26 protein-coding genes and 1 pseudogene are annotated in these 26,142 nt (G+C 70.9%); 23 read left to right on the top strand and 4 right to left on the bottom strand.

The genetic code is table 11. The features are described 5' to 3' along the window. Positions 1-182 precede the first annotated feature (182 nt). Both ACFVYR_RS16740 and ACFVYR_RS16735 read right to left on the bottom strand, forming a co-directional pair. A complete protein-coding gene (locus ACFVYR_RS16740) occupies positions 183-1,268 on the bottom strand; it encodes a hypothetical protein (RefSeq protein ID WP_384250673.1) in 1,086 nt (361 codons plus the stop codon). After that, positions 1,265-1,939, bottom strand: coding sequence for a hypothetical protein (locus ACFVYR_RS16735; protein ID WP_384250671.1), 675 nt, complete (start codon positions 1,937-1,939; stop codon positions 1,265-1,267). Before ACFVYR_RS16735 ends, ACFVYR_RS16740 begins: the two co-directional genes overlap by 4 nt. 259 nt (positions 1,940-2,198) lie before the next feature. Here ACFVYR_RS16735 and ACFVYR_RS16730 point away from each other — a divergent pair, with 259 nt between their 5' ends. The 7 genes from ACFVYR_RS16730 to ACFVYR_RS16700 all read left to right on the top strand — a co-directional run bounded on the left by ACFVYR_RS16730 (position 2,199) and on the right by ACFVYR_RS16700 (position 7,228). Then, the gene (locus ACFVYR_RS16730) at positions 2,199-2,513 is read left to right on the top strand and encodes a hypothetical protein (RefSeq protein WP_384250669.1); all 315 of its coding nucleotides are present in this window, start codon (positions 2,199-2,201) and stop codon (positions 2,511-2,513) included. After that, positions 2,513-3,865, top strand: a complete 1,353-nt coding sequence (locus ACFVYR_RS16725) for a hypothetical protein (protein ID WP_384250666.1) — start codon at positions 2,513-2,515, stop codon at positions 3,863-3,865. Before ACFVYR_RS16730 ends, ACFVYR_RS16725 begins: the two co-directional genes overlap by 1 nt. Continuing rightward, positions 3,865-4,506 (top strand): hypothetical protein, encoded by a 642-nt coding sequence (locus tag ACFVYR_RS16720; RefSeq protein WP_384250664.1) that lies wholly within the window; start codon positions 3,865-3,867, stop codon positions 4,504-4,506. The genes ACFVYR_RS16725 and ACFVYR_RS16720 overlap by 1 nt, the downstream gene beginning before the upstream one ends. 43 nt (positions 4,507-4,549) lie before the next feature. Then, a complete protein-coding gene (locus ACFVYR_RS16715; protein ID WP_384250662.1) occupies positions 4,550-5,146 on the top strand; it encodes a hypothetical protein in 597 nt (198 codons plus the stop codon). Between the two features lie 152 nt (positions 5,147-5,298). After that, complete coding sequence (locus ACFVYR_RS16710; protein WP_384250660.1) at positions 5,299-5,859, top strand: DinB family protein; 561 nt, start codon at positions 5,299-5,301, stop codon at positions 5,857-5,859. Positions 5,860-5,942: 83 nt separating this feature from the next. Then, positions 5,943-6,584, top strand: coding sequence for a hypothetical protein (locus ACFVYR_RS16705; RefSeq protein ID WP_384250658.1), 642 nt, complete (start codon positions 5,943-5,945; stop codon positions 6,582-6,584). 200 nt (positions 6,585-6,784) lie between these two features. Then, entirely contained in the window at positions 6,785-7,228 is a 444-nt protein-coding gene (locus tag ACFVYR_RS16700) for an SUKH-3 domain-containing protein (protein ID WP_384250655.1), read from the top strand. 73 nt (positions 7,229-7,301) lie between these two features. Here ACFVYR_RS16700 and ACFVYR_RS16695 read toward each other — a convergent pair whose 3' ends face one another. Beyond that, positions 7,302-8,183: a S1 family peptidase gene (locus ACFVYR_RS16695; protein WP_384250653.1), complete on the bottom strand. Its 882-nt coding sequence runs from the start codon at positions 8,181-8,183 to the stop codon at positions 7,302-7,304. A gap of 665 nt (positions 8,184-8,848) precedes the next feature. On the opposite strand from ACFVYR_RS16695, the gene ACFVYR_RS16690 reads away from it, so the two are divergent. The 9 genes from ACFVYR_RS16690 (at position 8,849) to ACFVYR_RS16650 (ending at position 15,678) form a co-directional block, all read left to right on the top strand. Then, a complete protein-coding gene (locus ACFVYR_RS16690; RefSeq protein WP_384250651.1) occupies positions 8,849-9,571 on the top strand; it encodes a hypothetical protein in 723 nt (240 codons plus the stop codon). A gap of 17 nt (positions 9,572-9,588) precedes the next feature. Further along, on the top strand, positions 9,589-10,425 hold the full coding sequence (locus ACFVYR_RS16685; protein ID WP_384250648.1) for a hypothetical protein: 837 nt from the start codon (positions 9,589-9,591) through the stop codon (positions 10,423-10,425). After that, on the top strand, positions 10,422-11,732 hold the full coding sequence (locus ACFVYR_RS16680; RefSeq protein ID WP_384250646.1) for a CpaF family protein: 1,311 nt from the start codon (positions 10,422-10,424) through the stop codon (positions 11,730-11,732). Before ACFVYR_RS16685 ends, ACFVYR_RS16680 begins: the two co-directional genes overlap by 4 nt. A gap of 88 nt (positions 11,733-11,820) precedes the next feature. Beyond that, entirely contained in the window at positions 11,821-12,834 is a 1,014-nt protein-coding gene (locus ACFVYR_RS16675; RefSeq protein ID WP_384250782.1) for a type II secretion system F family protein, read from the top strand. Then, a complete protein-coding gene (locus tag ACFVYR_RS16670; protein WP_384250643.1) occupies positions 12,831-13,760 on the top strand; it encodes a type II secretion system F family protein in 930 nt (309 codons plus the stop codon). Before ACFVYR_RS16675 ends, ACFVYR_RS16670 begins: the two co-directional genes overlap by 4 nt. Positions 13,761-13,836: 76 nt before the next feature. Continuing rightward, positions 13,837-14,082, top strand: a complete 246-nt coding sequence (locus tag ACFVYR_RS16665) for a hypothetical protein (protein WP_384250641.1) — start codon at positions 13,837-13,839, stop codon at positions 14,080-14,082. Between the two features lie 179 nt (positions 14,083-14,261). Next, complete coding sequence (locus ACFVYR_RS16660) at positions 14,262-14,639, top strand: TadE family protein (protein WP_384250780.1); 378 nt, start codon at positions 14,262-14,264, stop codon at positions 14,637-14,639. Between the two features lie 86 nt (positions 14,640-14,725). Further along, complete coding sequence (locus ACFVYR_RS16655; RefSeq protein ID WP_384250777.1) at positions 14,726-15,172, top strand: TadE/TadG family type IV pilus assembly protein; 447 nt, start codon at positions 14,726-14,728, stop codon at positions 15,170-15,172. Positions 15,173-15,186: 14 nt separating this feature from the next. Further along, positions 15,187-15,678 carry a TadE/TadG family type IV pilus assembly protein gene (locus ACFVYR_RS16650; RefSeq protein WP_384250775.1) on the top strand — a complete coding sequence of 164 codons (492 nt, stop codon included), beginning with the start codon at positions 15,187-15,189 and terminating at the stop codon, positions 15,676-15,678. A gap of 40 nt (positions 15,679-15,718) precedes the next feature. Here the strand turns inward: ACFVYR_RS16650 and ACFVYR_RS16645 are convergent, their stop codons facing one another. Next, positions 15,719-16,069, bottom strand: coding sequence for a hypothetical protein (locus ACFVYR_RS16645; RefSeq protein WP_384250638.1), 351 nt, complete (start codon positions 16,067-16,069; stop codon positions 15,719-15,721). A gap of 233 nt (positions 16,070-16,302) precedes the next feature. Between ACFVYR_RS16645 and ACFVYR_RS16640 the strand changes: the two genes are divergently transcribed. The 7 genes and pseudogenes from ACFVYR_RS16640 (at position 16,303) to ACFVYR_RS16610 (ending at position 26,014) form a co-directional block, all read left to right on the top strand. After that, on the top strand, positions 16,303-19,353 hold the full coding sequence (locus ACFVYR_RS16640; protein WP_384250635.1) for a BTAD domain-containing putative transcriptional regulator: 3,051 nt from the start codon (positions 16,303-16,305) through the stop codon (positions 19,351-19,353). Positions 19,354-19,546: 193 nt separating this feature from the next. After that, the gene (locus ACFVYR_RS16635) at positions 19,547-20,266 is read left to right on the top strand and encodes a prepilin peptidase (RefSeq protein WP_384250633.1); all 720 of its coding nucleotides are present in this window, start codon (positions 19,547-19,549) and stop codon (positions 20,264-20,266) included. 102 nt (positions 20,267-20,368) lie between these two features. Beyond that, positions 20,369-21,568: a cyclic dehypoxanthinyl futalosine synthase gene (mqnC, locus tag ACFVYR_RS16630; RefSeq protein WP_384250630.1), complete on the top strand. Its 1,200-nt coding sequence runs from the start codon at positions 20,369-20,371 to the stop codon at positions 21,566-21,568. A 7-nt stretch (positions 21,569-21,575) separates the two neighbouring features. Further along, positions 21,576-22,175 (top strand): hypothetical protein, encoded by a 600-nt coding sequence (locus ACFVYR_RS16625; RefSeq protein WP_384250628.1) that lies wholly within the window; start codon positions 21,576-21,578, stop codon positions 22,173-22,175. A gap of 198 nt (positions 22,176-22,373) precedes the next feature. Then, complete coding sequence (locus ACFVYR_RS16620) at positions 22,374-23,069, top strand: demethylmenaquinone methyltransferase (RefSeq protein ID WP_384250626.1); 696 nt, start codon at positions 22,374-22,376, stop codon at positions 23,067-23,069. Positions 23,070-23,227: 158 nt separating this feature from the next. Further along, positions 23,228-23,296: pseudogene (locus tag ACFVYR_RS16615) on the top strand (zinc-ribbon domain-containing protein); the annotation flags it as partial. 234 nt (positions 23,297-23,530) lie between these two features. Next, positions 23,531-26,014: a hypothetical protein gene (locus ACFVYR_RS16610; protein WP_384250786.1), complete on the top strand. Its 2,484-nt coding sequence runs from the start codon at positions 23,531-23,533 to the stop codon at positions 26,012-26,014. The last annotated feature ends 128 nt before the right edge of the window (positions 26,015-26,142 follow it).

The raw sequence follows: 26,142 nt of genomic DNA, 5'->3' as shown, positions 1-26,142 counted from the left end.
ACGGGGCCGAATCGTGTGCCTTGCCAGCCAGGACGCGTGGACGCGTGGACGCGTGACGCATGGACGCGTGGACGCATGGAGATGCCAATCGTCCGTGACCGGGGGCACGGAATTGGGGCTGGGTGCCGGGCGCCGAGTACTGAGTACCGGGCGCCGGGCGCCAGGCGTCCGCCTGCCATCGGTCAACGGTTGATCGACTGCACCTCTTCGACCGTGATGTCCTGCGTCACCTCGATCGTGCCGTCCGGCATGCCGACCGGATCGGCCTGGCCCGTCCCCGTCCAGCTGATCTCCCAGGTGAGGGCGGCCTTGAGCGGGAGAGCCCGGCCTCCGCTCGAGCGGTGGTAGACGATGCCGCAGGGAGGAGTCTCCTTCGCCTTTCCCTTCGCGTACGGCTCACCGATCCTGTCGCCGACGATGGGGCACTCCCCGGAGGCGGGGAGCATGGTGGCGTCCTCGGTGCCGGGGTCGAGCGTGAGCGACTTGGGCTTGGCGGTCGTAGTCGCCTCGATGTGGAAGCCGGGGACGTTGATCTCCGCCGTGGCCTTCACGTCACCGAAGTCCGCCTTGTCGAGCCAGGCCCAGGTGGGCAGGTTCACCTTCGTGGTGCCGTCGGGTGCGAGGCTGACCTTGGTCTTCGGCAGCTCCATGCGCTGGTAGGCGAGGGCGGCGAGCATTTCCGGCTTGATGGCTTGCTCGTACCGGGGCGGCGGGGCCTCCCCCTTGTCGACCCAGAAGGGGATGTCGCTGCACGAGGTCCGCTTGAGGTAGTCCGGCTCGTCGGGGTTCTCGACGGCGGCCCAGAACATCCCCTCGCCGTCCTTGTCGACGTTGTAGTCCTTGTAGCCGGGGGTGTCGCTCCAGCCGTAGTCGTCCTCGTAGTGGCGCTGCAGCTGATTGATGGCCGCGCCCGCGTGCCCGCCCATGCCGGGCGAGTTCGCGGCCTCCTTGAGCTCCTTGGACATCTTCTCCTTGAACTGCTTGGCGCCGTACATCGGGGCGTACCAGCAGGGTGGGGGCGCCCAGTTGACGTCGGTCGAGGAGACGTTTCCCCTGCTGCGGCCCTTGGCCACGGCTCCGGAGTACTGGACCTTCGCGGCGGCGTAGATGCCGGTGGCGTCGCTTCCGCCTTGTTGTTCAGCGCTCCTTCCGTTGCCGTTGCTGGAGGGTTCCGCGGCATAGGCCGGTGCTGCGAGGCCGACGGTTGTGACGGCGAGAGTCAGGACCGCCGCGCCGGCTGCGAGGGGTGTGAGGCGTGGTCTGTTCACCGGCACTTCTCCGCCTTCGTCTCGACGAACACCTTGGAGGTCTGCCACAGGCCCTGACCCGTGGGGAACTTGGACATCACGATCTTGAAGTAGTCGAAGTCCTCGATGCTGGGCTTGCTCTTCAGGACCTTCCCGGACTTGATCTTTTTGCCGTAGAACTTGCTCGAATCCACGCAGAACGCGACCTCCACCGCTTTGCCGTTGGGGGCGGAGCGCGTGGTGGCCCGGTAGTGGCGCCGGGTGCCGGTGGCCGTCCAGCCGCCCTTGACCCTGTCGTCGATCTGGACCTTCGCGTAATGCAGGCCGTCACCGGTGGAGTACGCAGCCACCGCCGCCTCCTTCGAGGTGCGCTTGTCGACACCCCGGTAGATGGCGCGAACGTAATTGGCGGCGTCATCCATGGCCGCCGCCTCGTCCTTGTCCTTGGGCCTGTCCCAGTCGAAGACCAGCTTCATGTCCTTGGGCAGGGACAGGTCCACACCGTCCGGCTTCTCCTCGTCCGACGCCGCGGCCGGGTCGGCCGACTTCTTCGGCTTCTCAGAGCCCTGGTCCGCTCCGGCGATCTTGTCGTCGCCCTTGGACATCTCGTCGTCCCCACCACCGCAGGCTGTCAGCAGCAAGGCTGCGGTCGCGGCGAGCGCGGCGGTGACGGGCATGGTGCGGCGGTTCACAGTCGACTCCCGGTGGGGCGTAGTTGTCTCCGACGGGCAGACGCTATCCACGCGGTTGTTGATTCCGCCAGGCTCAATAGCGGGACAAGTCACCTGATGCGAGGGGACTGTCACCTGGTCGTGACGCCGGGCCCGGTCGGTGGAGGCTCCGACTGGCGGAAACGGGGCGGGGGACCGGGCGTATCGCCGATCCCCCCGTTCTCGTTGCCCCTGGTGGCGGCGGGAGGCCGCGACACGGCAGTGGGGGAGGACGGGACCGATGGGCGAGTACGCGAAGATCGACGACTTGGACGTCATCCGGGAGATGGGCGTCGGCCTCGGCCGGATCAAGGACGCGTTCGACGGCCTCGGGAAACTGAAGGGGCAGTACGAGGACGACTTCGGTGAGCACGACCTGTCCTGGCAGTTCGGGGACTTCGTCGAAAACTGGGAGAGCCACCGAGAGGAACTCGGGGACGAGATCGAGCGGCTGGGCGAGATCGCGAAGGCGGCGGCGAAGACGTACGAGAGCGTCGACGGCGAACTGGCCGGAGCACTCCGCGAGGCCGACAAGACCGTCAAGAAGAAGTCCTGATGGCCGGCGCGCGCCCCAAAGACTGGCAGCCGCTGGCGGACCAGGACCCGGTCCCCGGCGATCCCGACCGCCTGGAGCAGCTCGGCCGCAAACTACGCGGGACCGCCGACGAGTTGAAACGCCAGGTCCGTCACCTGAAAGCGGCGTCCGAGGCCGACTCCTGGGACAGCGACGCCGGCAAAGAGTTCCGCGAGAAGGCGAAGAAGTGCCGGGGCCGCCTGGAGGCCGCGCACAAGCGGTACGAGACGGTGGCCGACGCGGTCGGCGACCGCCTCGTGGACCACGGCTCGGACTACGAATCCAACGCGACGGCCCCGCCCGGGAACTACGCCACCGAACTCCACCGGGCCCAGCGGATGGCGGAGATCGCCCGACAGGAGGCGCGGGACGCCGAGGCCGAGAAGAGTGCTGCCCGGAAAGGGCTGGATGTCCTGTCCGGGAAGGAGAAGGGGGCCGGGAAAGGGGGCAGAGAGGACCTGGAGAACAAGGCGCAGGCCGCCGGAAAGTCCTTGGAGGCGGCCCGGGGGAAATTGCGGAAGGCTCAGGAAATCCGCGACGCGGCCGCCCGCCGGGCCCGTGAGGCGATCGACGAAGTCATTTCGGGTGACGCCCTCAAGGACGGCTTCTGGGACGACTTCGCGGACTTCGTGGAGGGGGCTTCGAGCTGGAGCGAAGACATCTCCAAGTACGCGGGCCTCGCCGCTCTGGCCGTCGGCTGGATCCCCGTCGTCGGCCAAGGCCTCGCAGGGCTACTGGGCGGCATTTCCATGGTGGCCACGCTGGTCAATATCGCCTGCACGGCGATTCAGGTGGCCATGGGCGACGCGTCCTGGACCAAGCTCGCCACGGCGGCGGTGGGCCTGCTGATGATGGGGGCGGGCAAGGCGATGTCCAAGGTCAGTGGTCGGTATGCGGAGGGGGTGTTGAAGCGTATGAGGGCTGCCAAGGGCGGCAGGCAGACCCCGCGGCAGGGCAAGCGAAACCGCCAGAAGTTCAACCGAGATGTCGCCCACGTCGCAGGTCTTCAGAAGGGTGACATCTCGAATTCCATCCGGGAGCCGGTCACTGAGGTCTTCAAGGGGTCCACTTGGTCGGACGCTTTCAAGGGTGGCTACCGCGAATCGGCACAAGTGCTTCGGGACCGCGGAAATGGGAGCGTCATCAAGGGAGGGTTCAAGTCGTTGTCCCTCTCGGATGCTTCTGTGGCGTCAGACCTCAAGGAAATGAAACACCTGGGAAAGGGTATGAGTGACGGTTTCGCGGTCAACAAAATGTCGAGTCGTGTGACAGCGCTGAACGTAGCCGGTAGCGGGATCACCGCTGGTGGTCTTCTCCTGGACGAGGTGAGCTGATGGAGCGAGCGCAGAACGAGGCGACGGGGAGTGGTCCCGCCCCTGAGGAGGACTACATCGTCGACTTTGACTTCGATGACGGCTGGCTCCCCCTGACACTCCACGAAGGCACTCGTGCAGAGGCCCGACGGATGGCCTCAGGCCTTGTGGAGCAGTTCAATCCCCTGCAGCTCGGCGTTAGTAAGGCCTCGCTGCAGGATGAGCTGGAGCAGCTGGCGCTGGGGGCGTTCGAGTCCGGCCCGGTCCTGACAACAGTCGCCTACACGGAGGGCGGCATCCTGCTCGCGGATCTGTCGGTCTTCGTATACGGAGAGGACGATGTCCGGCGGCCCGCCCCAGAGGAGTACCTGCCTCGGTTGGTGAAGTGGTCTTACGCCGAAGTGAAAGGTGATGCACAGGTCTCCGACGTCCACCTGCCTATCGGCCCTGCCGTCCGGGTGCAGGCGGTACTGGCCGAGAAACGGCGCTTTGGCTGGGGTAAGAAGCTGAGCGAAGCGCTCCGGTACGGAGTCTGGCCCGACGGCCAGGAAGAGATCCTGGTGGTCGAGGCCCGGTGGCTGAACTTCGAGCGTACGGACGAGTTGACGAGCCTCGTCGACAGCCTCATGCCCACCATGCGCCTCCTCCCCGTCCCCCCGTAGCCCACCACGGACAACGCCCCCGCCGCCCCCACCGAAAGCTGACATGCCCCTCCGCACCGAGTGGGACTCTCCTCCCGGCAACTACACGATCTTCGTTCCCGCCGGCTGGTTCCAACTGCACCTCGACCCCGGCGAACGCGACCGCGGCATCATCGCGCTGGCCGACCGCCAGTTCGCGGGTGTCGACAACGCACCCGTGCTCAAGGAACGCCTGATGCGGGACCTGCAGAAGCAGGCGAAGAAGGCGCACCGTGAGGGAGGCGTCGAGCTGTACATCTCGCTGTTGACGGTCGAGGGCCTGCCTCTGGCCTCATCGCTGCTCGTGAGCGTGCTCCCGGACGGCTGGCCGGGCTGCCGTACGGCACACGACCTGGCCCGCCGACTGGGCGAGACCGGACGCCTCGCGGAGGTCCGGCGACTGGACGCGGCGGGCGACGCCGTGCGGACCGAGAAGACCGAGGCAGCCGACCCCGCGCGTCAGATGGGCAACACCCTCGCGACGACGACCGTGGCGTACCACGTGCCCGTCCCGGCGAGTAGGAAATGGTTGACCCTGACCTTCTCCACTCCTATGGAAGGCCTTGCCCAGCACATGGTGGGGCTCTTCGACACCGTGGCAGGAACACTTCACTGGGAGTAGGAAACGCCCGCAGCACGTGCGCTGCTTCGCTCCTCCGCAGCTCCTTGCCGCCCGGCCACACCCCGGGAGGAGCGCCGATCATCACAACCCCACCACCGGCACCCCTCACCAAAATGCGAGCGCCCCTGCCCCCAAGTGACCATGATGGCCCGATGCCCGACGACATTCCCCAGAGCCGAAACCAAGCCCCCGCCCACGAACCGACCCCCACCCCCCACAGAACCCAACCCCCACACTCCGCCGCCGACGAACGCGCCTCCCTCACCGCGTTCCTCCAGTACCAGCGCGAGACCCTCGCCATGAAGTGCGCCGGGCTGACCGCCGAGCAGCTCAAGGAACGGGCCGTGCCGCCCTCCGACATGTCGCTGCTGGGGCTGGTCCGGCACCTCGCCGAGGTCGAGCGGAGCTGGTTCCGCAACGTCCTGAACCGCGAGGCGGCCAGGGCCAACTGGCAGGGCCGGGTCCCCGGCGAGCACGCCGACTTCGACGTGGCGGACGCCGACCCCGACGAGGCGTTCGAGATATGGCACACGGAGTGCGACCGCTCCCGCGCCATCGTGGGCGCCCTGGACTCCCTCGACGCCACCGTCGACTTCCGCGACGACACGTACTCGCTCCGCTACATCCTCACGCACATGATCGAGGAGTACGCCCGCCACAACGGCCACGCCGACCTGCTCAGGGAGCGGATCGACGGAGCCACCGGGGAGTAGCCCGCGTGGGCAGCCCCGCAGGGCGGCCCCCGTAGGCTGGCGCTCGCATACCAGTCGGACCGGGGACGGGGAGAGTGCCAGCCATGGCCCGCTACACACCACCGCAGACCATCGCGCGCGGCGGATTCAGCATCAAGGTGCCGGAGACGTGGTGGGAGTTCGACGTGCGCCCCGAGTCGCGCGACGCCGCCATCCGGCAGATGATCAACGACCGCGTCCGCGCGCGTCCTGAGCTGGCCCCGCACCGGGACACCTTCGAGGCGTTCCTGCGCAAGGCGGCGAAGGACGCCTGGCAGTCCGGCGCGCTGTACTGCGGCTGCATGGCGGAGAGCTTCGGCGGCGACACGCCGGTCACGGGCTCGGTCACCGTCTCCCTGGTCGGCGCCCGCACCCCGGACGGCGACCTGCTGCCCACCGACCCCGAGCGCATCGTCGCCCAGCTCGGCGTGCGCGAAGCCAGGCGTGAGGGTGACGCGTGGCGGAAGGTGACGACGGTCGACATCCCGGGCGTCGGCCTCGCGGCCCGCACCCATGGCATCGAGGACATCTCCGTGGACGGCGACGAGCGCACGATCCGCGTCGTCCTGATGCAGACGTTCATCCCGGTCCCGGGCGAGAAGGGAAAGGTCGCGCTCGTCTCGGGCAGCAGCCAGATCCTGGACCTGGCGGACTCCTTCTTCGACATTTTCGACGCGGTGACTTCTACGTTCCGCTTTGCGGCGTAGCGGGGACAGCTTTCCCTGATCAGAGGGCTGCCAGTGACTTCACTTCCGCATACGGTCACTGAAGTGAGTCCTGGATCTGGAGAAGGATCCGACGCCGATGTGCGGGCGGTGGGCAATCCGGAACACGGTGTGCCGAAAGCCCCATGTTCGTCCTGTCCGCATGTGCTCGACCAATTCGGAATCACGGCGGTGACCTGGAGATGACTGAAGAATCCCCCGGGCGTTGGTCCGTGGAGTCCGACCGCGTACTGCGGGCGGCCGGCTGGCACCCCGGGCGTACCGTGCCCACGGCCGAGTGGGAGAGAGTCCTGCACGAACACGGCGGCTTCGAGATTCACGAGGCGGCGCGGCTCTTCCTTGCCGAATTTGGAGGCCTGGCATGCGAAGAGCGGGGCCCGGGCAGGACGATGGCCCGCATGGGCTTCCGGCTCGACCCCCTCGCGGCCGAATGGGACGACGAGATCTTCGACGTGCTCAGCGAGGAAGCGGGCGCGTATCTGTATCCCGTCGGCGAGGCCGACCGCCGCAACAGCTATCTGGGCATCGCGCCGGACGGCAAGGTCCATATCGGCATGGACAGTGTCACGCTGCTCGCCGATACCGGCGACGAGGCACTGGAGAAACTCATCGAGGGTATCCGCTGAACCGGGTCATTCGGGAAGGGCGGCCCGGGGCCCGGTTGTCCGTCCCGGGCCGCCCGCCCGAATCACCCTGCTGTCAGCGGCGGTTCAACGCCCGCTTGACCTTCTTGCCCGACGGCGACTCGTCCAGCGTCTTCCACAGCTTCGACGAGCTCAGGGACGTGTAGACGCCGGGTGCGCCCTGCGCCCCGCAGCCGTCGCCGTAGGAGACGACGCCGATCAGGATCGGGGCCTCGCGGCCGGGGACCTTGCGGAAGATGGGGCCGCCGCTGTCGCCCTGGCAGGAGTCCTTGTTCTCCACGCCGGCGCAGAAGTTGACCTTCGCGTCGTACTCCTTGTAGCTCGTGCGGCATTCCGCGTGGGAGAGGATCGGGACCTTCACCTGGCGGAGCCGGTCGGGGCTGTGGGTCAGGTCCGTGTCCGTGTTGCCCCAGCCCGCGACCGTCGCCTTCTGGCCCGGGCGGATCAGCGCGTCGGTGCCCTGGGTGGGCAGCTGCACCGCGGAGATGCCGCGGACCGGCTTCGCCAGCTGGAGGAAGGCCACGTCGTACGCCTCCTGGCCCTTGAGGTAGCGCGGGTGCACGACCACGCCGCCCTTGGCGATGTCGCGTATCTGGCCCTGCTTGGCGGAGAGGACGGTACGGCCCACCGCTACTTGGAGGCTCTTCGGCCTGACCGGCTTGCCCGCGTCGTCGACCAGGCAGTGCGCCGCCGTCACGACCGTGTCCGGCGTGACCAGGCTCGCGCCGCAGAACTGACGGTCCCGCACGCTGCCCGGGCCCTTCGACAGGACCGCCGTCATGAAGGGGTACGCGTCGTTCGGGACCTCGGTGCCGCCGATGATCGCGTGCGCGGCGGGGGCGGAGGTGGCGACCATGGCGAGGGCGGCGGTCGTCGCGGCGAGGCCCGCGGCCGCGGAGGCCTTGCGCGTGCGTGTGGGGGTTCTCTTGACACTCATGGGGGGGTTGCTTCTCTTTCGTACGACAGGAATTGCTGAACGGCGCAGTGGATTCGCACTGCGCCGTTCCGCAGTGCTTGCTCTGCATTACTGCTCTGTACGCGCGAAAGGTCCGGACCAGAATGCGTCAACAGGGCCGACCGGTACGGCACTTGGTCAGCCGTTCAACAAACTCGCACGGTTCCCCTCGCGCTGAAAAGGGAGAGGGGGATGGGGCGGGGGAGGTTCATTCCGCCGGCCATGCGGCCCGAGTTGCGTGGGTTGTGGGGAGGGGTGGGGCGTGTTCGGTGGGGGCGTGAGGCTCGGCGGACGGGAACCGGTCAGTCCCCCCGCCGCGTCCTTCTGGAGGCTGACGGATCATGGTGCAGGGCACCCGGCGCTCCGTTCGCGTACGCACACGATCCTCACCCCCCGAGGGCCAGGAACGGCATCGGAACCGGAGGGCGTGGATTGCGCGTGGATAACGATGGGGCGTGTGAGCTTCGCGATCTTTAACGCGCCTTGAGGGGCTTATGTGCTGCTGATACGGTGCGATGACTTGACACTGGGTCCGGGACTGAATGGGGCGGGGACTCAATACCTCGCCCGGGACGGGCAAGAGAGTCGCGAGTGTCACGAATGAACAAAATTGACCGAATCTTCTTGGGTGTGCGGGGAGCAGTTGCGTGAAGATCCAGGAGCGTACGGGGGCGGGCAGCAGCCGCTCCGCCGCGCCGGTTCAGCCGACGGTCGGTGAGCGCCTTCCCGCGCCGCCTCGCGAGCGCAAACCGGCACTTGCCGCACTTGCCGTGCTCCTCATCCTCGTCGGCGCGCTCGGCGCCACCGTGCTCGTGCTGCGCGCCGGTGACCGCATCGAGGTCGTGCGGGTGACCGCGCCCATCGCGGCGGGCGAGTCGCCCGCCGAGGGGGAGAACATCGACCACGTGATGGTCGCCGAGGGCAGCGGGATCAACTACGTGAAGTGGGAGCAGCGCGGCGCCCTCGAGAAGCTGAAGGCCAAGAGCGCCATCCCCGCGGGCGCCGTCGCCGTCGGAGAGATGTTCGCCAAGAAGACCGGCCTGCCCGCGGGCAAGGCCTCCGTCGGACTCTCCCTCAAGGAGGGCCAGTACCCCTCCGACCTGAAGGTCGGCGACACCGTCGCCGCCTACCCCGTCGTCTCCGGCACCTCCACCCGCAGGGGGTCGGGCGGCAGCAGCGGCTCCGCCTCCGGCGACCCGCTGGTCGCCGCCGCCAAGGTGAACACCATCGCGGACAAGAGCGACGCGACCATCAGCACCGGCAACCAGAGCATCACGCTCCTCGTCCCGCAGGAGGAGGTCGCCGCCCTGGCCAGCGCCGCTTCCGAGGGCAAGGTCGTTGTCGCCCGCGTCTCCGACAACAACAACTAGAGGCGAGTACAAGAGACATGGCGCTCATCGCTCTCGCCGCCGACAAGGGCTCCCCCGGCGTCACCACCGCCGCCGTCGCGCTCGCCGCCGTCTGGCCGCGCCGCGTGCTGGTCGCGGAGACCGACCCCGCGGGCGGCGACCTGGTCTACCGCAGCGCCGCCGCGCACGGCGGCCCGCTCAACCCCAACACCGGCATGCTCTCCATCGCGGCCACCGCGCGCCGCGGGCTCGTGCCCGACCAACTCTGGGACCACACCCAGCCGTTGAGCGGCGGGCTCGAAGTACTCGTCGGACTCGGCATCGCCGAGCAGGCCGCCGGGCTCGCCGGGATCTGGCCGACGCTCGGCCGCGCCTTCGCCCAGCTCGCCGACTCACCCAACGCGCCCGCCGACGTCATAGCGGACTGCGGCCGGATCAGCGGCGACACCCCGGCCGTCGAGCTGTTCGGGCACGCGGCGCTCGTGCTGCTCGTCTCGCGCACCGAGCCCGAGGCCATCGCCCGCGTCCGGGACCGCGCCGCGGCCCTCGCGGCCAAACTGCACGGCGGTGCGCGCGGCGCCGCCTCGCTGGCCCAGCCCCTCATCGGCGTACTCCTGATCGCGGACCCGGCGACGTCCGCGAAACTCGTCCACCAGGTCAACGACATGCTGATGGCCGCGCAGACCGGTGCCCGCGTCGTCGGCACCCTCGCCGACGACCCAGCCGGCGCCGACCAGCTGGCCGGGCGCAAGCGCGGACGGCTCGACAAGTCGCTGCTCATCCGCTCCGCGCGCAAGGTCACCGTCGACCTGTACCAGCAGTACGGCGCCGCCTGGACCAACCCCGTCGCGCAGCATCCCGGGGCGGGCCGATGAGCACGCCCGTCGATCACCAGCTGGTGAAGCGGTTCCGGCAGGACGCCGGTGACCGCATCGCCGAGCAGCGCCGCCTCGACCAGGTCTCCGGCGTCACCCCGATGTCGGGTGAGGACGAGCGGCACTACGCCCGCGCCGTCATCGCGCAGATCCTGGAGGAGTACGCGCGCGCGGAGATCAACGCCGGGCGCACCCCCCTCGACGCGGAGACCGAGGAGCAGTACGCGGCCGCCGTGCACGCCGCGCTCTTCGGCGTCGGACGGCTGCAGCCGCTGCTCGACGACCCCGAGGTCGAGAACATCGACATCAACGGCTGCGATCAGGTCTTCGTCGGATATGCCGACGGCCGCGAGGCCAAGGCCGACCCGGTCGCCGAGACGGACGAGGAACTCGTCGAGCTCATCCAGGTGCTCGGCGCGTACTCGGGCCTGTCCTCGCGTCCCTTCGACTCCGCCAACCCGCAGCTCGACCTGCGGCTGCCCGACGGTTCACGTCTGTCGGCGGTCATGGACGTCACGCGCCGCCCCGCGCTCTCCATCCGCCGCGCCCGCATGGGCAAGGTCTTCATGTCGGACCTGGTGGGGAACGGGACCCTGACCCCCGAGATCGGGCACTTCCTCGCCTGCGCCGTCCGCGCCCGCAAGAACATCATGATCGCGGGCGCGACCAACGCGGGGAAGACGACGCTCCTTCGCGCCCTCGCCAACGAGATTCCGCCGCACGAGCGTCTGGTGACCGTCGAGCGTGCCCTGGAGCTCGGCCTCGACCAGTTCGCCGACCTGCATCCGAACGTCGTCGCGTTCGAGGAGCGGCTGCCCAACTCCGAGGGCCAGGGCGAGATCTCGATGGCGGAGCTGGTGCGCCGCTCGCTGCGCATGAACCCCTCGCGCGTCATCGTCGGTGAGGTGCTCGGCGACGAGATCGTGACGATGCTGAACGCGATGTCGCAGGGCAACGACGGCTCGCTCTCCACGATCCACGCCAACAGCTCCAGCGAGGTATTCAACCGCATTTCCACCTACGCCCTCCAGGCCAGCGAACGCCTCCCCATCGAGGCGAGCCAGATGCTGGTGGCGGGCGCGGTCAACTTCGTCGTCTTCATCCAGCGGCGCAACAACTACCAGTCCGGCGGCAAGCTCCAGCGCATGGTGACCTCGGTCCGCGAGGTCAACGGCGTCGACGGCCGCGTCCTGTCCAGCGAGGTCTTCGCGGAGGCGCCGGACGGCCGTGTCGTCGCGCACGCGCCGATCGCCTGCATGGACGACCTGGCCGCGTTCGGCTACCGCCCCGCCGGGCAATGGGGGTGAGCACGACATGAACACACTTGGTACCGGTACTGGTACGGGCGTCGGCGCACCGGACGCCGGCGCGCTCGCCGCGGGCGGCCTCGACTCCATGGGCGGCGTCTTCTCGCTGCCCGTCCTGTACGCACTGGGCTGCGGTGTGGCCGCGGGCGGCGGTCTCGCGCTGCTCGCCGTGGCGATCCGCGGCCTGCCCGCCAAGCCCGCGCACGAGAAGCACAGGGCGAGCGAGCGCGCGAGCGAACTGATCCGCTTCGTCGGCCGGCGCGGCTCGGCGGCCATCGGCGTCGGCCTCGTCGTCCTGCTCCTCACCCGCTGGGCGGTCGCGGGCCTCGCCTCCGGCATCCTCGTCTTCTTCTGGGACAAGCTCTTCGGCGGCGCCGCCGAGGAACGGGCGCAGATGAAGCGCGTCGAGGCCCTCGCCGCCTGGACGGAATCGCTGCGCGACACCATCGCGGGCGCGGTCGGCCTCGAACAGGCGATCCCGGCCTCGGCCCGCGCGGCCGCCCCGGTGCTCCGCCCCCACCTCGACGCCCTGGTGGACCGCCTGCGCGCCCGCACCCCGCTCCCCGAGGCCCTGCAGATCCTCGCCGACGAGATCGACGACGCCTCGGCGGACATCATCGTCGCGGCACTCATCCTCAACGCCAAGCTGCGCGGCCCCGGCCTGCGCCAGGTCCTCGGCGCGCTCGCCAAGTCCGCGCGCGAGGAGGTCGACATGCGCCAGCGCGTCATGGCACAGCGCGCATCCACCCGCCGCTCGGTGCAGATCGTGGTGGCGGTCTCCGTGGCCTTCGTCCTCGGCCTGTCCGTCTTCAACCGCGAGTTCGTCGAGCCGTACGGCACGCCCGTCGGCCAACTCGTCCTCGCCATGGTCTGCGCCCTGTTCGCGCTCGGCTTCTGGTGGCTGCGGAAGCTGTCGACGGTGGAGACGCCGGACCGCTTCCTGGTCAGGGACGAGCCGGGCGTGCAGTTCGTACGTCCCCGTGGCCCCGGCGGCGCGCCGGCGGCCGGGGACCCGGCGCAGGCACCGCAATTCGGGCGGCCGGGCTCGGCCCAGCAGGGCCTGCCCGGCTACACCAACCCGTCCGAGGGGGTACGTCGATGAACCTGACCATGCCGGTACTGATCGGCGCGGTCCTCGGCCTCGGCATCTTCGCCCTCGTACGCGCCCTGATGCCGTCCAAGCGCAGCGCCGTCGCGACGGTCGCGCGCATCGACGCGATGCGGGCGCGCGGCGCGGCGTACGAGTCGCACCGGGCGACGTCGGACACGGAGAAGCCGGGGCGCATCGGGTCGCTGCGGTCCCGGGTGGGCGCGCGGGTCTCCGAGTTCTACCTCCAGCAGGGGTGGGAGCAGCGCTCGCTCAGGGCCGACCTGGCGGTGCTCGACCGCAGCTGGGAGAAGTTCCTCGCGACGAAGGTGCTGCTGGCCGCGGCCGGCCTGTTCTTCGGCCCGTTCCTCTTCGTCATCATCTACCAGCTCGGCTTCGGCAGGAGCCCGATCATCCCGGTCTGGCTCGCGCTGATGTTCGGCGCGCTCTTCTTCTTCCTGCCCGACCTGGAAGTACGCAGGGACGCGGCGGATAAGCGGCGCGACCTGCGCCGTGTCATCGGCGCCTATCTGGACCTGGTGTCGATGAGCCTCGCGGGCGGCCGAGGCCTGCCCGAGGCGCTCATGGCGGCGGCGGAGGTCTCCGACGGATGGGCGACGCAACGCATCCGAAGCGCGCTGGCCGACGCCCGCATCACCGGCGTCAGCCAGTGGCAGGCACTCGGCTCGCTCGGCGAGGAACTGGGCGTGGAAGAGCTGAAGGACCTGTCGGCGTCCCTGGCGCTGGTGGCGGACGACGGCGCGAAGGTGCGCGAGTCGCTGGCCTCCCGCGCGGAGACGATGCGGCACCGCGAACTGTCCGAGATCGAGGGCAGTGCGGGCGAGAAGTCCCAGTCGATGCTGGTCGCGCAGTTGCTGCTGTGCGCGGGCTTCCTGGTCTTCCTCATCTTCCCGGCGGCGATGCGCGTGTTCCAGGTCTAGCGACCCCACGACGACGGTGCCGGCGACAACGGGGCCCGGTACCCATCCCCCCACCAAACCGAGAGGACAACTCATCATGAACGGACGGAACTTCAGCCACCCGGCTGTCGACTTCCTCGTGACCTTCCTGAAGGGCCGCGTCGAGCGCGCCCGCTCCGGCGAGCTCGACCGTGGCGCGTCCGCGGTGGAGTGGGTCATCATCTCGGCGGTCGTCGTGGCGATCGTGGGGGTCGTGGCAGCGGTGATCAACGCCGCGCTGAAGGGCGGCGCGGAGAAGGTCAGCGACTGCATCGAGGGCGCGGAGGCGAGCGGCACCTGCTGAGCCGGCTTGGGTGCGGCTGACGAGGACGACCGGCTGTCGGTGACCGGCTGCTGGCGACTGGCTGTCGGCGACCGGCTTTTGACGACATCGTGAAAGGTGACGGGGTGAGGGGACTGCGCGGACTGCGTGGGTTCGTACGCCGCAGGGTGGAGGCCGCCTCCACCCGCGGCGAGTCCGGCATGACCGCGATCGAGTTCGTGCTGCTCACCCCGGTGCTCTTCTTCATGATCTTCGCGACGGTGCAGTTCGCGCTGTACTTCTTCGCGGACCATGTCGCCCAGGCCGCCGCCCAGGCGGGCGCCCGCAAGGCGCGGGCCACCGCCGACGAGAACGCGGGCGGCTGGCGGGGCGAGGCGCGTGACGTGGCCGACGCGTACATCCGCCAACTCGGCCCGAAGCTGGTGCTCGGCCCGGACGTGAAGACGATCCAGCCTGAGCAGAACACGGTCGGCGTGGAGATCGAGGCGCGGGTCCCCGCGGTGTTCCCGGGCCTCGACCTGACCGTGCACGCACGGTCGTCGGGGCCGGTGGAACGGTTCGTGGAGGAGAACGGCTGATGCGTCGGTACGTAGGGGGCGGGGCCGGGGGCGGGGAGCCCGGGGCCGACACCGGCAGACGGGCGCGAACGCCCCGTGCGGCGGCCATGTCCCGCCGCGCGTCCCTCTCCCGTCTCCGTCTCCGTCTCCGCGGGCACGACGACCGGGGACTGTCCACCGTCGAAGTGGTGATCCTCGCCCCGGTGATGATCCTCTTCATCCTCGTCCTCGTGGCCTTCGGCCAGCTCGTCGACGGCCGCGGCGCCATCGACGGGGCGGCGCGGGACGCGGCGCGAGCGGGTTCGATCCAGAAGGAGCACGGCACGGCGATGTCCGAGGCGCGCAAGGCCGCGCGGGCGGACCTGGCCGACGTCTGCTCGGGCCCGGTCTCGGTGGTCCAGAAGAGCGACGGCTTCGACGAGAAGGTCGACCCGTTCTTCACGGTCGAGGTCAGCTGCGAGGTGCGGGGCCTGGCCATGCTCGGCCTCGACATCAAGACGACCCTCGAGGCGTCCTTCAGCTCGCCCCTGGACCCGTACCGGAGGTCGGCGTGACGCGGCGCGCTTCCGTGCGCGATTGGCTCGTACGCGATTGGCTCGTACGCGATTGGCTCGTACGCGATTGGCTCGCGTCCCGCCGCGCGCGCCTCGACGACCGGGGCTCGGGCGCCGGTGCGGTCATCATCTTCGCCCTCGTCTTCCTCGCGCTCTCGGCGTTCGTCATCGACGGCGGGCTCTCCATCTCCAAGCGGGAGCGCGCCGCGGACATCGCGGAGCAGGCCGCGCGCTACGCCGCGCAGGACCTGGAACTCGAGGACATCTACGACGGCGCGAAGGGCGCGCCCATCAACTTCGAGAACTGCGGCGCCCGGGTCAAGGACTTCGTCGCGGAAGCCGGGCTCAAGGGCGCCGACATCACCAACACGCACTGCGTGACCGCGAACCCGCAGCGCGTCGAGGTCGAGGTCCAGATGACGTACAGCCCGGTGTTCACGGGGCTGTTCTACGGCGGCGACGTGACGGTGAGGGGGAGGGCCACGGCGGAGAACGAGGTGGGGTGAGGGGGCCCGTGCCCGTCCGCCACCCTGCCCGCGCCCCCGACTACTTGCCCCCCTTCCCGCCGTCCTTGCCCCCGCCCTTCTCGTTGACCTTCACCGCGTCGTTCACCTTCTTGGTGAGGTCGTCCTCCAGCTTCTTGAACTCGCGTACGACCGCGTCGGAGAGGGCCGCGAGCTGGTCAAGCTGCTGGCCGATGTCCTCGCGGCCGTCCTCCCAGTTGGACTCGAAGTCGTCCAGCGCGTCGTAGACGCGGCTGTCGCCCAGGTCGTCCTCGTAGGACTCGAAGGTCTTCTTCGTGCGGTTCATGCGGTCCTTGATGGAACGCAGTCGACTGCCGTAGTCCTCCAGGTCGGTGAGTGGGATGGAGAGGTCGCTCTTGCCTTTGGCGCCCATGGTGTTTTCGTGCCCCCCTCGGCAACTCCTGCTGCCCACGCGGTCGCAGCCCAGCGTGCTCAGTGCCACACGCCGGGATCAAGTTCGGCTGCCATGAAATCATCCCCGTGCGTGAGAACCACCGGTGTCCGGCTCTGTTTGACCAGCGGCCCCTTCCGTACCATCACACCGATAGGCTCACCCGGCTCCCTCTTCCCATCCACTCCTTCCCACAGGACACCAGGACACCCGCCATGGCGCGCACCACTTCACGCTCGACGAGCCCGCCGAACCCGCAGGCCCCGCGGAACCGTACGCCGCAGCCGTTGCCGCGGCGCCGGCGCAGTCTCGGGGACTTCGTCAAGGCCTTCTTCGCCTTCGTCGCGCTGGCCGTGCTCCTCGTCGGTGTGCCCGGAGCCCTCGTCGTCTTCGTGGGCTGGCCGTTGCCGGGTGGCGCGCCCTCGCTGAGCTGGCTGCAGCAGGAGATCACCGTCAGCACGTTCATCAATGTGCTGACTGTCGTCGTCTGGTTCGCCTGGGCGCAGTTCACCGCCTGTGTGCTCGTCGAGATAAAGGCCGCGCTCTCCGGCGTCGGGATTCCGGGCCGGGTGCCGGGGGCCGGCGGCAGCCAGATGCTCGCGCGTCAGCTCGTCGCCGCCGTGCTGCTCGTCGGCGCGACCGCAGCCAGCTTCGCGCCGGGGCTCTCGCAGTTCGGGCAGTCGTTGGAGGGGAACCAGAAGCCCGCGTCCGCGGCGTCCGCCCAGCAGACGCCCGGCCTCTTCGGGCAGGAGCAGCAGCAGGCCGCGATGGCCGCCGACGCGCTGGCCGTGCAGGCCGACCAGGCCGCCGCGCACGCCGGTGGTGGCAGCGGCGCCAAAGCCGGGGACACGAAGTACTACCGGATCCAGCCCCCCGAGGGGCGCCACCACGACTCCCTGTGGGAGGTCGCGGAACGCCACCTGGGCGACGGCCGCCGGTACAAGGAGATCTACCAGCTCAACAAGGACCGTGAGCAGCCCGACGGTTCGAAGCTCTCCGAGGCCAGCCTGATCCGGCCCGGCTGGATCATGGAGATGCCCGCGGACGCGCACGGCGGCGAGCTCGTCGAGATGCCCGACGAGGCGCCCAAGGTCTCCGAGGACGTCAAGGAGCAGATCTCCGACTACTCCAAGACCGGGCAGGGTCAGGGGCAGGCCGGGGGCGAGCAGGGGAGCGGCGCCCACGGCGGTGGCAGCTCCGTCGACCACGACACCGCGCACATCGTCCTGCCCGAACAGCGCCCCGGCGCCCCCGAGAAGCCCGCCATGCCGCAGGCCCCGGACGCCCAGGCCCCCACCACCCCGGACGCCCCCGCCGCCGAAACCCCCGCCGCCACCGGCAGCGAATCCGACGGCTTCGACTTCGGGCTCCCCGAGGCGCTCCTCGGCGCGCCCCTCCTCGCCGCCGGGCTGCTCGGCGCGCTCGGCCGCCGGCGCCGGCACGCCCTGTGGCAGTCGGCCATGGGCGCCGTCGGCGGACGCGGCGGCATGCAGCCGCCGACGCCGTCCGGGGCCGCCGCCGACGTGCAGGACGCGCTCCTCGTGGGCGCCGACCCCGAGGGCGTACGCCTGCTCGATCTGTCGCTGCGCGGGCTCGCCGCGTCGCTCGCCGAGGAGAACCGCGCCCTGCCGACCGTGTACGCGGCCTGGCTGAGCAACGGCGACCTGCACCTGCAGCTGGCCCAGCCCGCCGGACGACCGCCCGCGCCCTGGCAGTTGGGGCAGGACCAGACGTTCTGGATGCTGTCGCGCGCCGACGCCGAGCGGTACGGGGACGTGGACACCGCCGCGCCCTACCCCGGCCTCGTCAGCCTGGGCACCCTGGACGACTCGCGGCTGCTCCTCAACCTGGAGGCCGTGCCGGGCATCGTCTCGCTGAGCGGCAGCGCGGCCGACCGCGCCGCCGTCTTCGCCTCGGTCGCCGCCGAACTCGCCACCAACGGCTGGTCGGACCGGATGACCATCACCCTCGTCGGCTTCGGCCAGGACCTCACCCCGCTCGCGCCCAACCGGCTGCGGCACCTGGAGGACGTCGAGGCGCTCATCGAGACCATGGAGGCCGAGACGCGGCAGCGGCGCGGCGCGCTCGGCGCCGCCGGGCACGACTCCGTGCTCACCGGTCGCACCGGGCCCGCCCAGCACACCCGTTGGGCCCCGCACCTCGTGCTGCTCGCCGCCGAACCGAGCGCGGATGACGCCGTCAAGCTCGCGGAACTCGCGGCCGATGCCGGGCGGTTGGGCATCGGATACCTGGTCGGCACTGAGTCGGGCGACCTGCCCGGCGCCGCCTGGGAGATGGAGATCACCCGGGACGGCAAGCTGCTCGCGCCGCTGCTCGGACTCGAACTGGCCGCGCAGTCGCTGCCCGAGGCCCAGCAGCGGGCCGTCGTCCAGCTGTTCACGGAGGCCGACCCGGAGGGCTCCGGCAGCCCCACGGGCCCCGACGACGGCCCCGCGGGCGCCGCTCCGCCGTTCCTCGTCGACGTCACCGAGCAGGGCAGGCCCGCGGTCTACGCCCGCCTCGTCGGTACGTACGAGATCATCGGCCTCGAAGCCCCGGACGGTGAGCGCAGCGCGCTGCTGCACGAGGCGCTGGCCCTGCTGCTCCTGCACCGCGAGGGGGTGCACCCCCGGGTGCTCGCCTCCGCGCTCTGGCCGCGCGGCGTCACCGACGACGTGCGCGACGCGCTCATCGACCGGCTGCGCGAGTGGCTCGGCACCGACCCCGACGGCTCGCCCCGGCTCCGCGTCGACCGGACCGGGCGGCTCACGCTCGCCAAGTCCGTCGTGTCCGACCTGGACGTGCTGCGCTCGCTCTACCACGAGGCCACGCAGGGGCGCGGCGCGGGCAACCGCGCGGTGCGCGGGCGGATGCTCACCGACGCGCTGGTCCTGGTGCGCGGCCCGCTGCTCGCCGACCGGACCCGGGGGCGGTACGGCTGGCTCACGCACGAGATCATCGACGCCCAGCTGCCGCTGCTCGTCGCCGACATCGGCCTCGCGCTCTCCGAGTTCCACCTGGAGAAGGGGCGGGCGGAGAAGGCCATCGAGGCGCTGAACGCGGCGCTCGGCTCCGCGCCGGGCGACGAGCGGCTCTGGAACGAGCTGCTCCGCGCCACGCACGCGACGGAGGACCCGGCGCGGCTCCAGCAGGTCGCCGCGGACCTCGTCGCGCGGAGCGGGGCGCGGGGTCTGCCGCCCAGGACCGAGGCGCTGCTGGACGAGCTGCTGCCGACGTGGCGGACGGGGCTGACGGCGACGGGGTGATGTCGGGTGCGGGTCGGGTGGGGCGGTGACGGTACGGCTCGCACGACCCGACCCGTACGACCCGTACGACCCGTACGACCCGTACGACCCGTACGAGCCGCCGTCCCACCGGTCCCATTGCTCCCGCGGATCCCGCTGGTCCCGTAGATTCCACCGGCACCCCCCCCGACCACCACCAGGGAGACGGAGTTCCTTGGAGCTGACCCTCGTCATCGGCGGCGCCCTCTGGGGCGCCCTCGCCGGGCTCTTCGTGCCGCGCGCGGCCTACCGGCTGTCCGTGCCGCCCGAGGAGGAGTGGCGCGGCGAGAGCCCCGCGGGGCAGCCCCTCACCTCGTGGGTCGGGCTCGCGCGGGGCCCGCGGGGCGAGTGGTACGGCCCCGGGACGGCGGGCGTCGCGCTCACCACCGCCGTCGTCTGCGCCGCCATCGCCGCGACCACCGGCACCCGGCCCGAACTGGGCGCCTGGCTCCTGCTCGCGCCCTTCGGCGTGCTGCTCGCCGTCGTGGACTTCACCGTGCACCGGCTGCCGGACGTGCTCACACTGCCGCTCGCGGGGGCCGCGCTCGGCCTGCTCGGGGCCGTCACGCTCCTGCCGGAGCAGGGCGGCTCCTGGTCAGGGGCGCTCTACGGGGCGCTCGCGCTGGCGGGCGCGTACTTCGTGCTCTTCCTGATCAACCCCAACGGCATGGGCTTCGGTGACGTGAAGCTGGCGCTCGCCCTGGGGGCCGTGCTCGGCTGGTACGGGTGGGGCGTGCTGCTGCTCGGGACCTTCGCCGGGTTCCTGCTGGCCGCGCTGTACGGGGCGGGTCTCGTCATCGCCCGCCGTGCCGGACGGAAGACGGCGATTCCGTTCGGCCCGTTCCTGATCTCGGGGGCATTCGTGGGGCTGCTCATCGGCGGCTACGCGGCTTGAGCCCACGCCGGACGTGCTGCTCGAGCCCACGTCGGGCGGCCGATGACGCTGGCGTACGCTGGCTTGCAGCCCGTCCACAACCCTTACGAAAGGGACGCCCCGGTGACCGAGAAGGCCGACCTTCAGTCCGTCCTCGACCGTGCCGCCGCAGGTGGGCGGATCACCCCCGAAGAGGCGCTCGACCTCTACCGCGACGCCCCGCTGCACGCGCTCGGCGCCGCCGCCGACGCCATCCGCCGCCGGCGGTACGCGGGTACGGAGCACATCGCGACGTACATCATCGAGCGCAACATCAACTACACGAACGTCTGCGTGACGGCGTGCAAGTTCTGCGCCTTCTACGCCGCCCCGAAGGACACCAAGAAGGGCTGGAGCCGCGACCTCGACGACATCCTGCGCCGCTGCGCGGAGACCGTCGAGCTGGGCGGCACCCAGATCATGTTCCAGGGCGGCCACCACCCGGACTACGGCGTCGAGTACTACGAGAAGCACTTCTCCGCGATCAAGAAGGACTTCCCCCAGCTGGTCATCCACTCCCTCGGCGCCTCCGAGGTTGAGCACATGGCCCGCATCTCGAAGGTGTCGGTGGAGGAGGCGATCCAGCGCATCAACGCGGCGGGTCTCGACTCCTTCGCGGGCGCCGGCGCGGAGCTGCTCCCCGAGCGCCCCCGCAAGGCCATCGCCCCGCTCAAGGAGTCGGGGGAGCGCTGGCTGGAGATCATGGAGACGGCCCACAACCTCGGCGTCGAGTCCACCTCCACGATGCTCATGGGCACCGGCGAGACCAACGCCGAGCGCATCGAGCACCTGCGCATGATCCGCGACGTGCAGGACCGGACGGGAGGCTTCCGGGCCTTCATCCCGTACACGTACCAGCCCGAGAACAACCACCTCAAGGGCCGCACCCAGGCGACGATCTTCGAGTACATCCGCATGATCGCCATCGCGCGGATCTTCCTCGACAACGTCGCCCACATCCAGGGCTCCTGGCTGACCACCGGCAAGGAGGCGGGCCAGCTCACGCTGCACTACGGCGCGGACGACCTCGGCTCGGTGATGCTGGAGGAGAACGTCGTCTCGTCGGCCGGTGCCAAGCACCGCTCGAACCTCCGCGAGATGATCGAGATGATCCGCACGGCGGACCGCGTCCCGGCGCAGCGCGCCACCACGTACGAGCACCTCGTCGTGCACGACGACCCGGCGAACGACCCGGTCGACGACCGCGTGGCCTCGCACATCTCGTCCACGGCGATCGAGGGCGGCACGGCCCACCCGGAGCTGAAGCTCCTCGCCACGAACTGAGCGCGCCTTGCTGACACTTCACGCCGCCGAACGCTCGCCCGAGGCGGCTGTCCTGGTCGACGGGGCGAGCGTCGCCGCCGTCGGCCCGTACGAGGAGCTGGCCGAGGCCCACCCCTCGGCCCGCGTCCGACGCTGGCCCGGCATCCTCACGCCGGGCCTGCTCAACCCCTACGGTCCCGAGCTCCTGGAGGCCACCTACCACCCGGATCCCCGCGAGGCGGACCGCCTGGGCACGGCCCCCATCACCGGCGACCGGGCGGCGGCCCTCTTCCGCACGGACCCGTCCCGCCTCGGCGCGAGCGCACGACGCGGCGTCCAGCGCCTGCTGGCCCACGGCACGGTGGCGGTGGCCGGTGAACTCCGCGCCCGCCCGGTCCTGGACGCGGTCCGCCGCGCCCCCCTGGCGGTAGGCGCCCGCCCACCCCGCCTCCCGGGCCCACCCTCCCTCACCCCGGCCCCGTTGATCCTTCTCCCGCCCCTGACGCCGGGAGCCCCGGCCCGCTTCGCGATCTTCGACGTCGAGGACCGCGCCGAGCTGGTGCGACGAGGCCCGAACACCTGCGTGGCAACGGTGATCGCGGGCCGTTTGGTGTACAGGGCCCGCTAGGGGGGCGTGAGGACGCCCCCTAAGGGGCGCGGGGCCGACCGCTCAAGGGGCGCGGGGAACTGCGCGAGCAACCAGGTCGGACCCGCGGACGCCCAAGGTCCTCGCCCACCCCAGGACGGCCCGCCGCGGGCGAGAGAGCGCGCCGCAGGCGGAGGAGGCCGACGCCAAGAGGGAAGACCGGCCTGCCACAATGGCAGGGTGACCCGAGCCACCCTGGACAAGCAGCCGCACGAAGTCGCCACGATGTTCGACGACGTCGCAGAACGCTACGACCTCACCAACGACGTGCTCTCCCTCGGCCAGGCCCGCCTCTGGCGCAAGGAGGTCGCGAAGGCAGTCGACGCCCGCCCCGCGCAGAAGGTCCTGGACCTCGCCGCAGGCACGGCGACCTCCTCCCAGCCGTTCGCCCAGGCCGGCGCCTACGTCGTGCCCTGCGACTTCTCCCTCGGCATGCTGCGCGTCGGCAAGCAGCGCCACCCCTGGATGCCGTTCACGGCGGGCGACGGGACGAAACTGCCGTTCAAGGACGACACCTTCGACGCGGTCACCATCTCCTTCGGGCTGCGCAACATCCAGGACACGGACACCGCGCTGCGCGAGCTGTACCGCGTGACGAAGCCCGGCGGCCGGGTCGTGATCTGCGAGTTCTCGCACGCGACATGGGGCCCGTTCCGCACGGTCTACGAGGAGTACCTGATGCGCGCGCTGCCCCCGGTCGCCCGCGCCGTCTCCTCGAACCCGGACGCGTACGTCTATCTCGCCGAGTCGATCCGCAGCTGGCCCGACCAGCCCGCGCTCGCCGCACGGCTGACGGACGCCGGCTGGTCGAAGGTGGCCTGGCGCAACCTCACGGGCGGCGTCGTGGCGCTGCACCGAGGCTTCAAGCAGGCCTGAGCGCACGTAACGCTTCAGTCGAGAACGAGGAACCCCCCGTCAGGGGGAACCGGCCACCGGGCAAGATGTGTCCGTTGTAACGACCCGGCCGCAACCTTATGTGGTTCTTATGGGTCGGTCCTGTTGCTGGTGAACTTCTGGACTGACGGAGCGATTCGATGGCGTCGTACTGCCCACACTGCGGGGCTCCCGCTCCTGAAGAGGCCCGCTTCTGTATGAAGTGCGGCAAGGAGCGTCTGCCGGACGCCTCGGAGCCCACGAAACCCTCGGAGCCCACGAAACCCTCGGAGCCCACGAAACCCTTGGAGTCCGCGAAACCCTCGGAACCGTCGGACCCGGCCCCGCCGAAGACTCCGCCCACCCCCGCCGCGGCGCCCGCTTCACCGCCCCCGCCGCCCACCCACACGCCCGCGCCCACCCTCGCGCCCCCGCACGCCCCCGCCCCCGCGGCCCCCTCACCGGTGGCAGCCTTCATCGGGCGTACGTTCCGCGGGGACTGGGCCGGGTCCGTGCAGGCCGCGCTGTGGCCGCTCGTGCTGCTGCTGACCGGCGCCGCCGCGCTGGCCGTCCCGAGGTACGGGCAGGGTGACGACGCGGCCGTCGGCTTCATGGACCGTATGCGGGTCTCCCTCGCGATGCTGCTCCAATCGGTCGGCGGCGGCTTCGAGTTGTCGGGCCGCGAGGAGCGGCCGGGCTTCGACGGAACGGAGGGCCTGGGCGGCAGCGACGGCCTGGGCGGAACCGGCGGCCTTGGCGGAACCGACGGCCTCGGCCTGGGCGGCTCGGACGCTTCGAGCACCTCGGGGTCCGCTGCCGAAGGCGCGGCATCCCTGCACCTCGTCCCGCTCACCGTGACCGCGCTGTGGATCCTGGCCCTCTTCATCGGCGTACGCGTGCTGCGCAACCGCATGGTGCGGCGGGGCGCGCTCGCCCAGGGCGGAGGCACCGCGGGGCTCGAAGCCGCGGCCCGCGTCGCGCTGTTGGTGACGGCGGGCGTCCTCGCGCTCGCCCTCTTCGCGCAGCCGGAGCTGGAGGGGATCGAGCTGTCCTCGTCCCCGGTTCTCGCCGCGCTGGGCGCGCTGCTGCTCGGACTGGCCGTGTCCTGCGCGGTGTTGCTCCGCCCCGGCCTCACCCACTGGCTGGCGGCGCGTCCCGGCGCGCACTCCGTCCTGCGCGCCACCGGCGCCGCGCTGCGCGCCCTCGCCGTCGTCATCGCGCTCTGCTCCGTCGTCGCCTTCATCAGCCTCACCCAGATCGACGACCTGGGCGACCTCACCGACCTCGACAACTCGAACGTCTCACCGCTCCTGGTCGCACTGCTCGTCCTGCCGAACCTCGCGGTCACGGCGCTCGGCATCGGCTGGGGCGCCGGCGCGGAGGCTTCGGTGAGCGGCAGCAGCTCGATGTACGGGAGTGGGCACGAGACCAAGTCCTTCGGCCTTTCCGAACTGGGCGACGTCACCAACGACTGGGCGGTCGTGGGCGCGTTGGCCCTCGGTCTGGTCTGCGCGCTGGCCCTCGGCGTGTTCGCCGCGCGGCGCTGCGCGGGCCGCGGCGAGGCGCTGCTGGCAGCCGCCGTCTTCTTCGGACTCGTGCTGCTGCTCGCCGGTTTCAGCGGCCTCCAGGTCGATCTCTCCGGCCAGGCGGCGGGCGGGGGTTCGGGCCTCGGCGGCTCCGGAGGCAGTGGGCACGGCAGCGTGGAGCTGGGGATCAACATCCCCGAGACGCTGCTGTTCGGGCTGCTGTGGATCTTCCCGGCCGCGCTGCTCGGGCCGTACCTGCTGCAGATGGTGGGCCAGGGGAGTGCGGTGGCCGCCACGCCGGCGTACGCGCCGCCCGGTACGCCGCCGATGCCGATGCCGATGCCGGGCACGCCTGCCGGCCCCTCCACCGGCGAACCCGTCGGCACGACTCCCGCGCCTCCCGCGGTATCTCCGACCGCCGACGCCCCCGCCGGAGCCTCCGCCGAATCGCCCGCCGAATCGCCCGAGGAACCCGCCGCACCCGGCGACGCCGTCCCCGCCGCGTACCTCCCCACCCAGACGGCGCTCGGCGTCTCCGCCCCACCGGCGCCCGGCCCTCCCGGCACGCCCCCGACAGGGACCCCCACGCCCCCGTACGCCCACCCGCACCCCCAACCCCAACCCCAACCCCAATCCCAACCCCAGGGCGCCCACGCCTTCCAGCTCGGGCAGCAGCCCCCCGGGGACAAGCCCCGTGGCCGGGCCGGGATCTGGATCGCCACCCTCTCCGTGGCCTTCGTCATCGGCGGTGGGGCGACGGCCGGGATCCTGCTCTGGCAGGACAACAGTGATGACAAGACGGACGGCGCGGGCAAGGACGACAGGCCCTCGGTCAGCCGGTCCGAGGCGCCGAGCGGTGCCCCGAGCAGCGGCCCGAGCGGTGCTCCCACCGCGGCGGCCTCGCCGACCCCGGAGGCGAGCGACAGCACGGATCCCGGCACGACCGGCGAGTCGGAGGTCCCCGCCGGGTCCGAGCGGGTGACCGACCAGGAGGGCTTCTCCTTCGCGGTGCCCGAGGGCTGGACCCGTCAGCCGGTGAACCCCGAGCGTCCCGGCCAGATCACCTACGCGGGGCCGACCGGACGTGAGGAGTTCCTCGTCGGCGTCGTGACGGACGCGCGCTACACCTCGTACGAGAACTTCACGAACATCGAGAAGCACACCAGAGCGGCCCCCGACAAGTCGGACTACGAGCGCATCCGGCTCGAGACCAACACCTTCCAGGGGCAGGACGGCGCGATCTGGGAGTACACGTACACCGACGAGGCGAACCGCACGATCCACGCGATCGACCAGAGCTACATCGCCCAGGACGGTACGGAGTACGCGATCCAGCTGTCCTGGCGCGAGGACTTCTGGCCCGCGGGCGAGGGCGCGAAGACGCACAGGATCGCGCTGGACACCTGGCGGCTGATGGACTGACGGACACACGGACTGACGGGTCACCGGGGCGGGGGGGGGCCGGCCGGGCCCCGCCCCCGCCCGGCCCCCACCGCCCCCCCCCCCCCACCGCCGACTCCGGCGCCATCCCACGGCGCGCGGACGACCGG

Origin of the sequence: Streptomyces sp. NPDC058284, assembly GCF_042881135.1 — a bacterium.
GTDB lineage: Bacteria > Actinomycetota > Actinomycetes > Streptomycetales > Streptomycetaceae > Streptomyces.
The sequence above is the reverse complement of the archived record's forward strand: the minus strand, read 5'-3'. Positions and strand labels throughout refer to the sequence as shown.

What these genes read in the sequence shown, in the direction of transcription:
- ACFVYR_RS16730 (WP_384250669.1), top strand. Translation starts at nt 2,199, where the DNA reads ATGGGCGAGTACGCGAAGATCGACGACTTGGACGTCATCCGGGAGATG.
- ACFVYR_RS16725 (WP_384250666.1), top strand. Translation starts at nt 2,513, where the DNA reads ATGGCCGGCGCGCGCCCCAAAGACTGGCAGCCGCTGGCGGACCAGGAC.
- ACFVYR_RS16720 (WP_384250664.1), top strand. Translation starts at nt 3,865, where the DNA reads ATGGAGCGAGCGCAGAACGAGGCGACGGGGAGTGGTCCCGCCCCTGAG.
- ACFVYR_RS16715 (WP_384250662.1), top strand. Translation starts at nt 4,550, where the DNA reads ATGCCCCTCCGCACCGAGTGGGACTCTCCTCCCGGCAACTACACGATC.
- ACFVYR_RS16710 (WP_384250660.1), top strand. Translation starts at nt 5,299, where the DNA reads ATGCCCGACGACATTCCCCAGAGCCGAAACCAAGCCCCCGCCCACGAA.
- ACFVYR_RS16705 (WP_384250658.1), top strand. Translation starts at nt 5,943, where the DNA reads ATGGCCCGCTACACACCACCGCAGACCATCGCGCGCGGCGGATTCAGC.
- ACFVYR_RS16700 (WP_384250655.1), top strand. Translation starts at nt 6,785, where the DNA reads ATGACTGAAGAATCCCCCGGGCGTTGGTCCGTGGAGTCCGACCGCGTA.
- ACFVYR_RS16695 (WP_384250653.1), bottom strand. Translation starts at nt 8,183, where the DNA reads ATGAGTGTCAAGAGAACCCCCACACGCACGCGCAAGGCCTCCGCGGCC.
- ACFVYR_RS16685 (WP_384250648.1), top strand. Translation starts at nt 9,589, where the DNA reads ATGGCGCTCATCGCTCTCGCCGCCGACAAGGGCTCCCCCGGCGTCACC.
- ACFVYR_RS16680 (WP_384250646.1), top strand. Translation starts at nt 10,422, where the DNA reads ATGAGCACGCCCGTCGATCACCAGCTGGTGAAGCGGTTCCGGCAGGAC.
- ACFVYR_RS16675 (WP_384250782.1), top strand. Translation starts at nt 11,821, where the DNA reads ATGGGCGGCGTCTTCTCGCTGCCCGTCCTGTACGCACTGGGCTGCGGT.
- ACFVYR_RS16670 (WP_384250643.1), top strand. Translation starts at nt 12,831, where the DNA reads ATGAACCTGACCATGCCGGTACTGATCGGCGCGGTCCTCGGCCTCGGC.
- ACFVYR_RS16665 (WP_384250641.1), top strand. Translation starts at nt 13,837, where the DNA reads ATGAACGGACGGAACTTCAGCCACCCGGCTGTCGACTTCCTCGTGACC.
- ACFVYR_RS16660 (WP_384250780.1), top strand. Translation starts at nt 14,262, where the DNA reads ATGACCGCGATCGAGTTCGTGCTGCTCACCCCGGTGCTCTTCTTCATG.
- ACFVYR_RS16655 (WP_384250777.1), top strand. Translation starts at nt 14,726, where the DNA reads ATGTCCCGCCGCGCGTCCCTCTCCCGTCTCCGTCTCCGTCTCCGCGGG.
- ACFVYR_RS16645 (WP_384250638.1), bottom strand. Translation starts at nt 16,069, where the DNA reads ATGGGCGCCAAAGGCAAGAGCGACCTCTCCATCCCACTCACCGACCTG.
- ACFVYR_RS16640 (WP_384250635.1), top strand. Translation starts at nt 16,303, where the DNA reads ATGGCGCGCACCACTTCACGCTCGACGAGCCCGCCGAACCCGCAGGCC.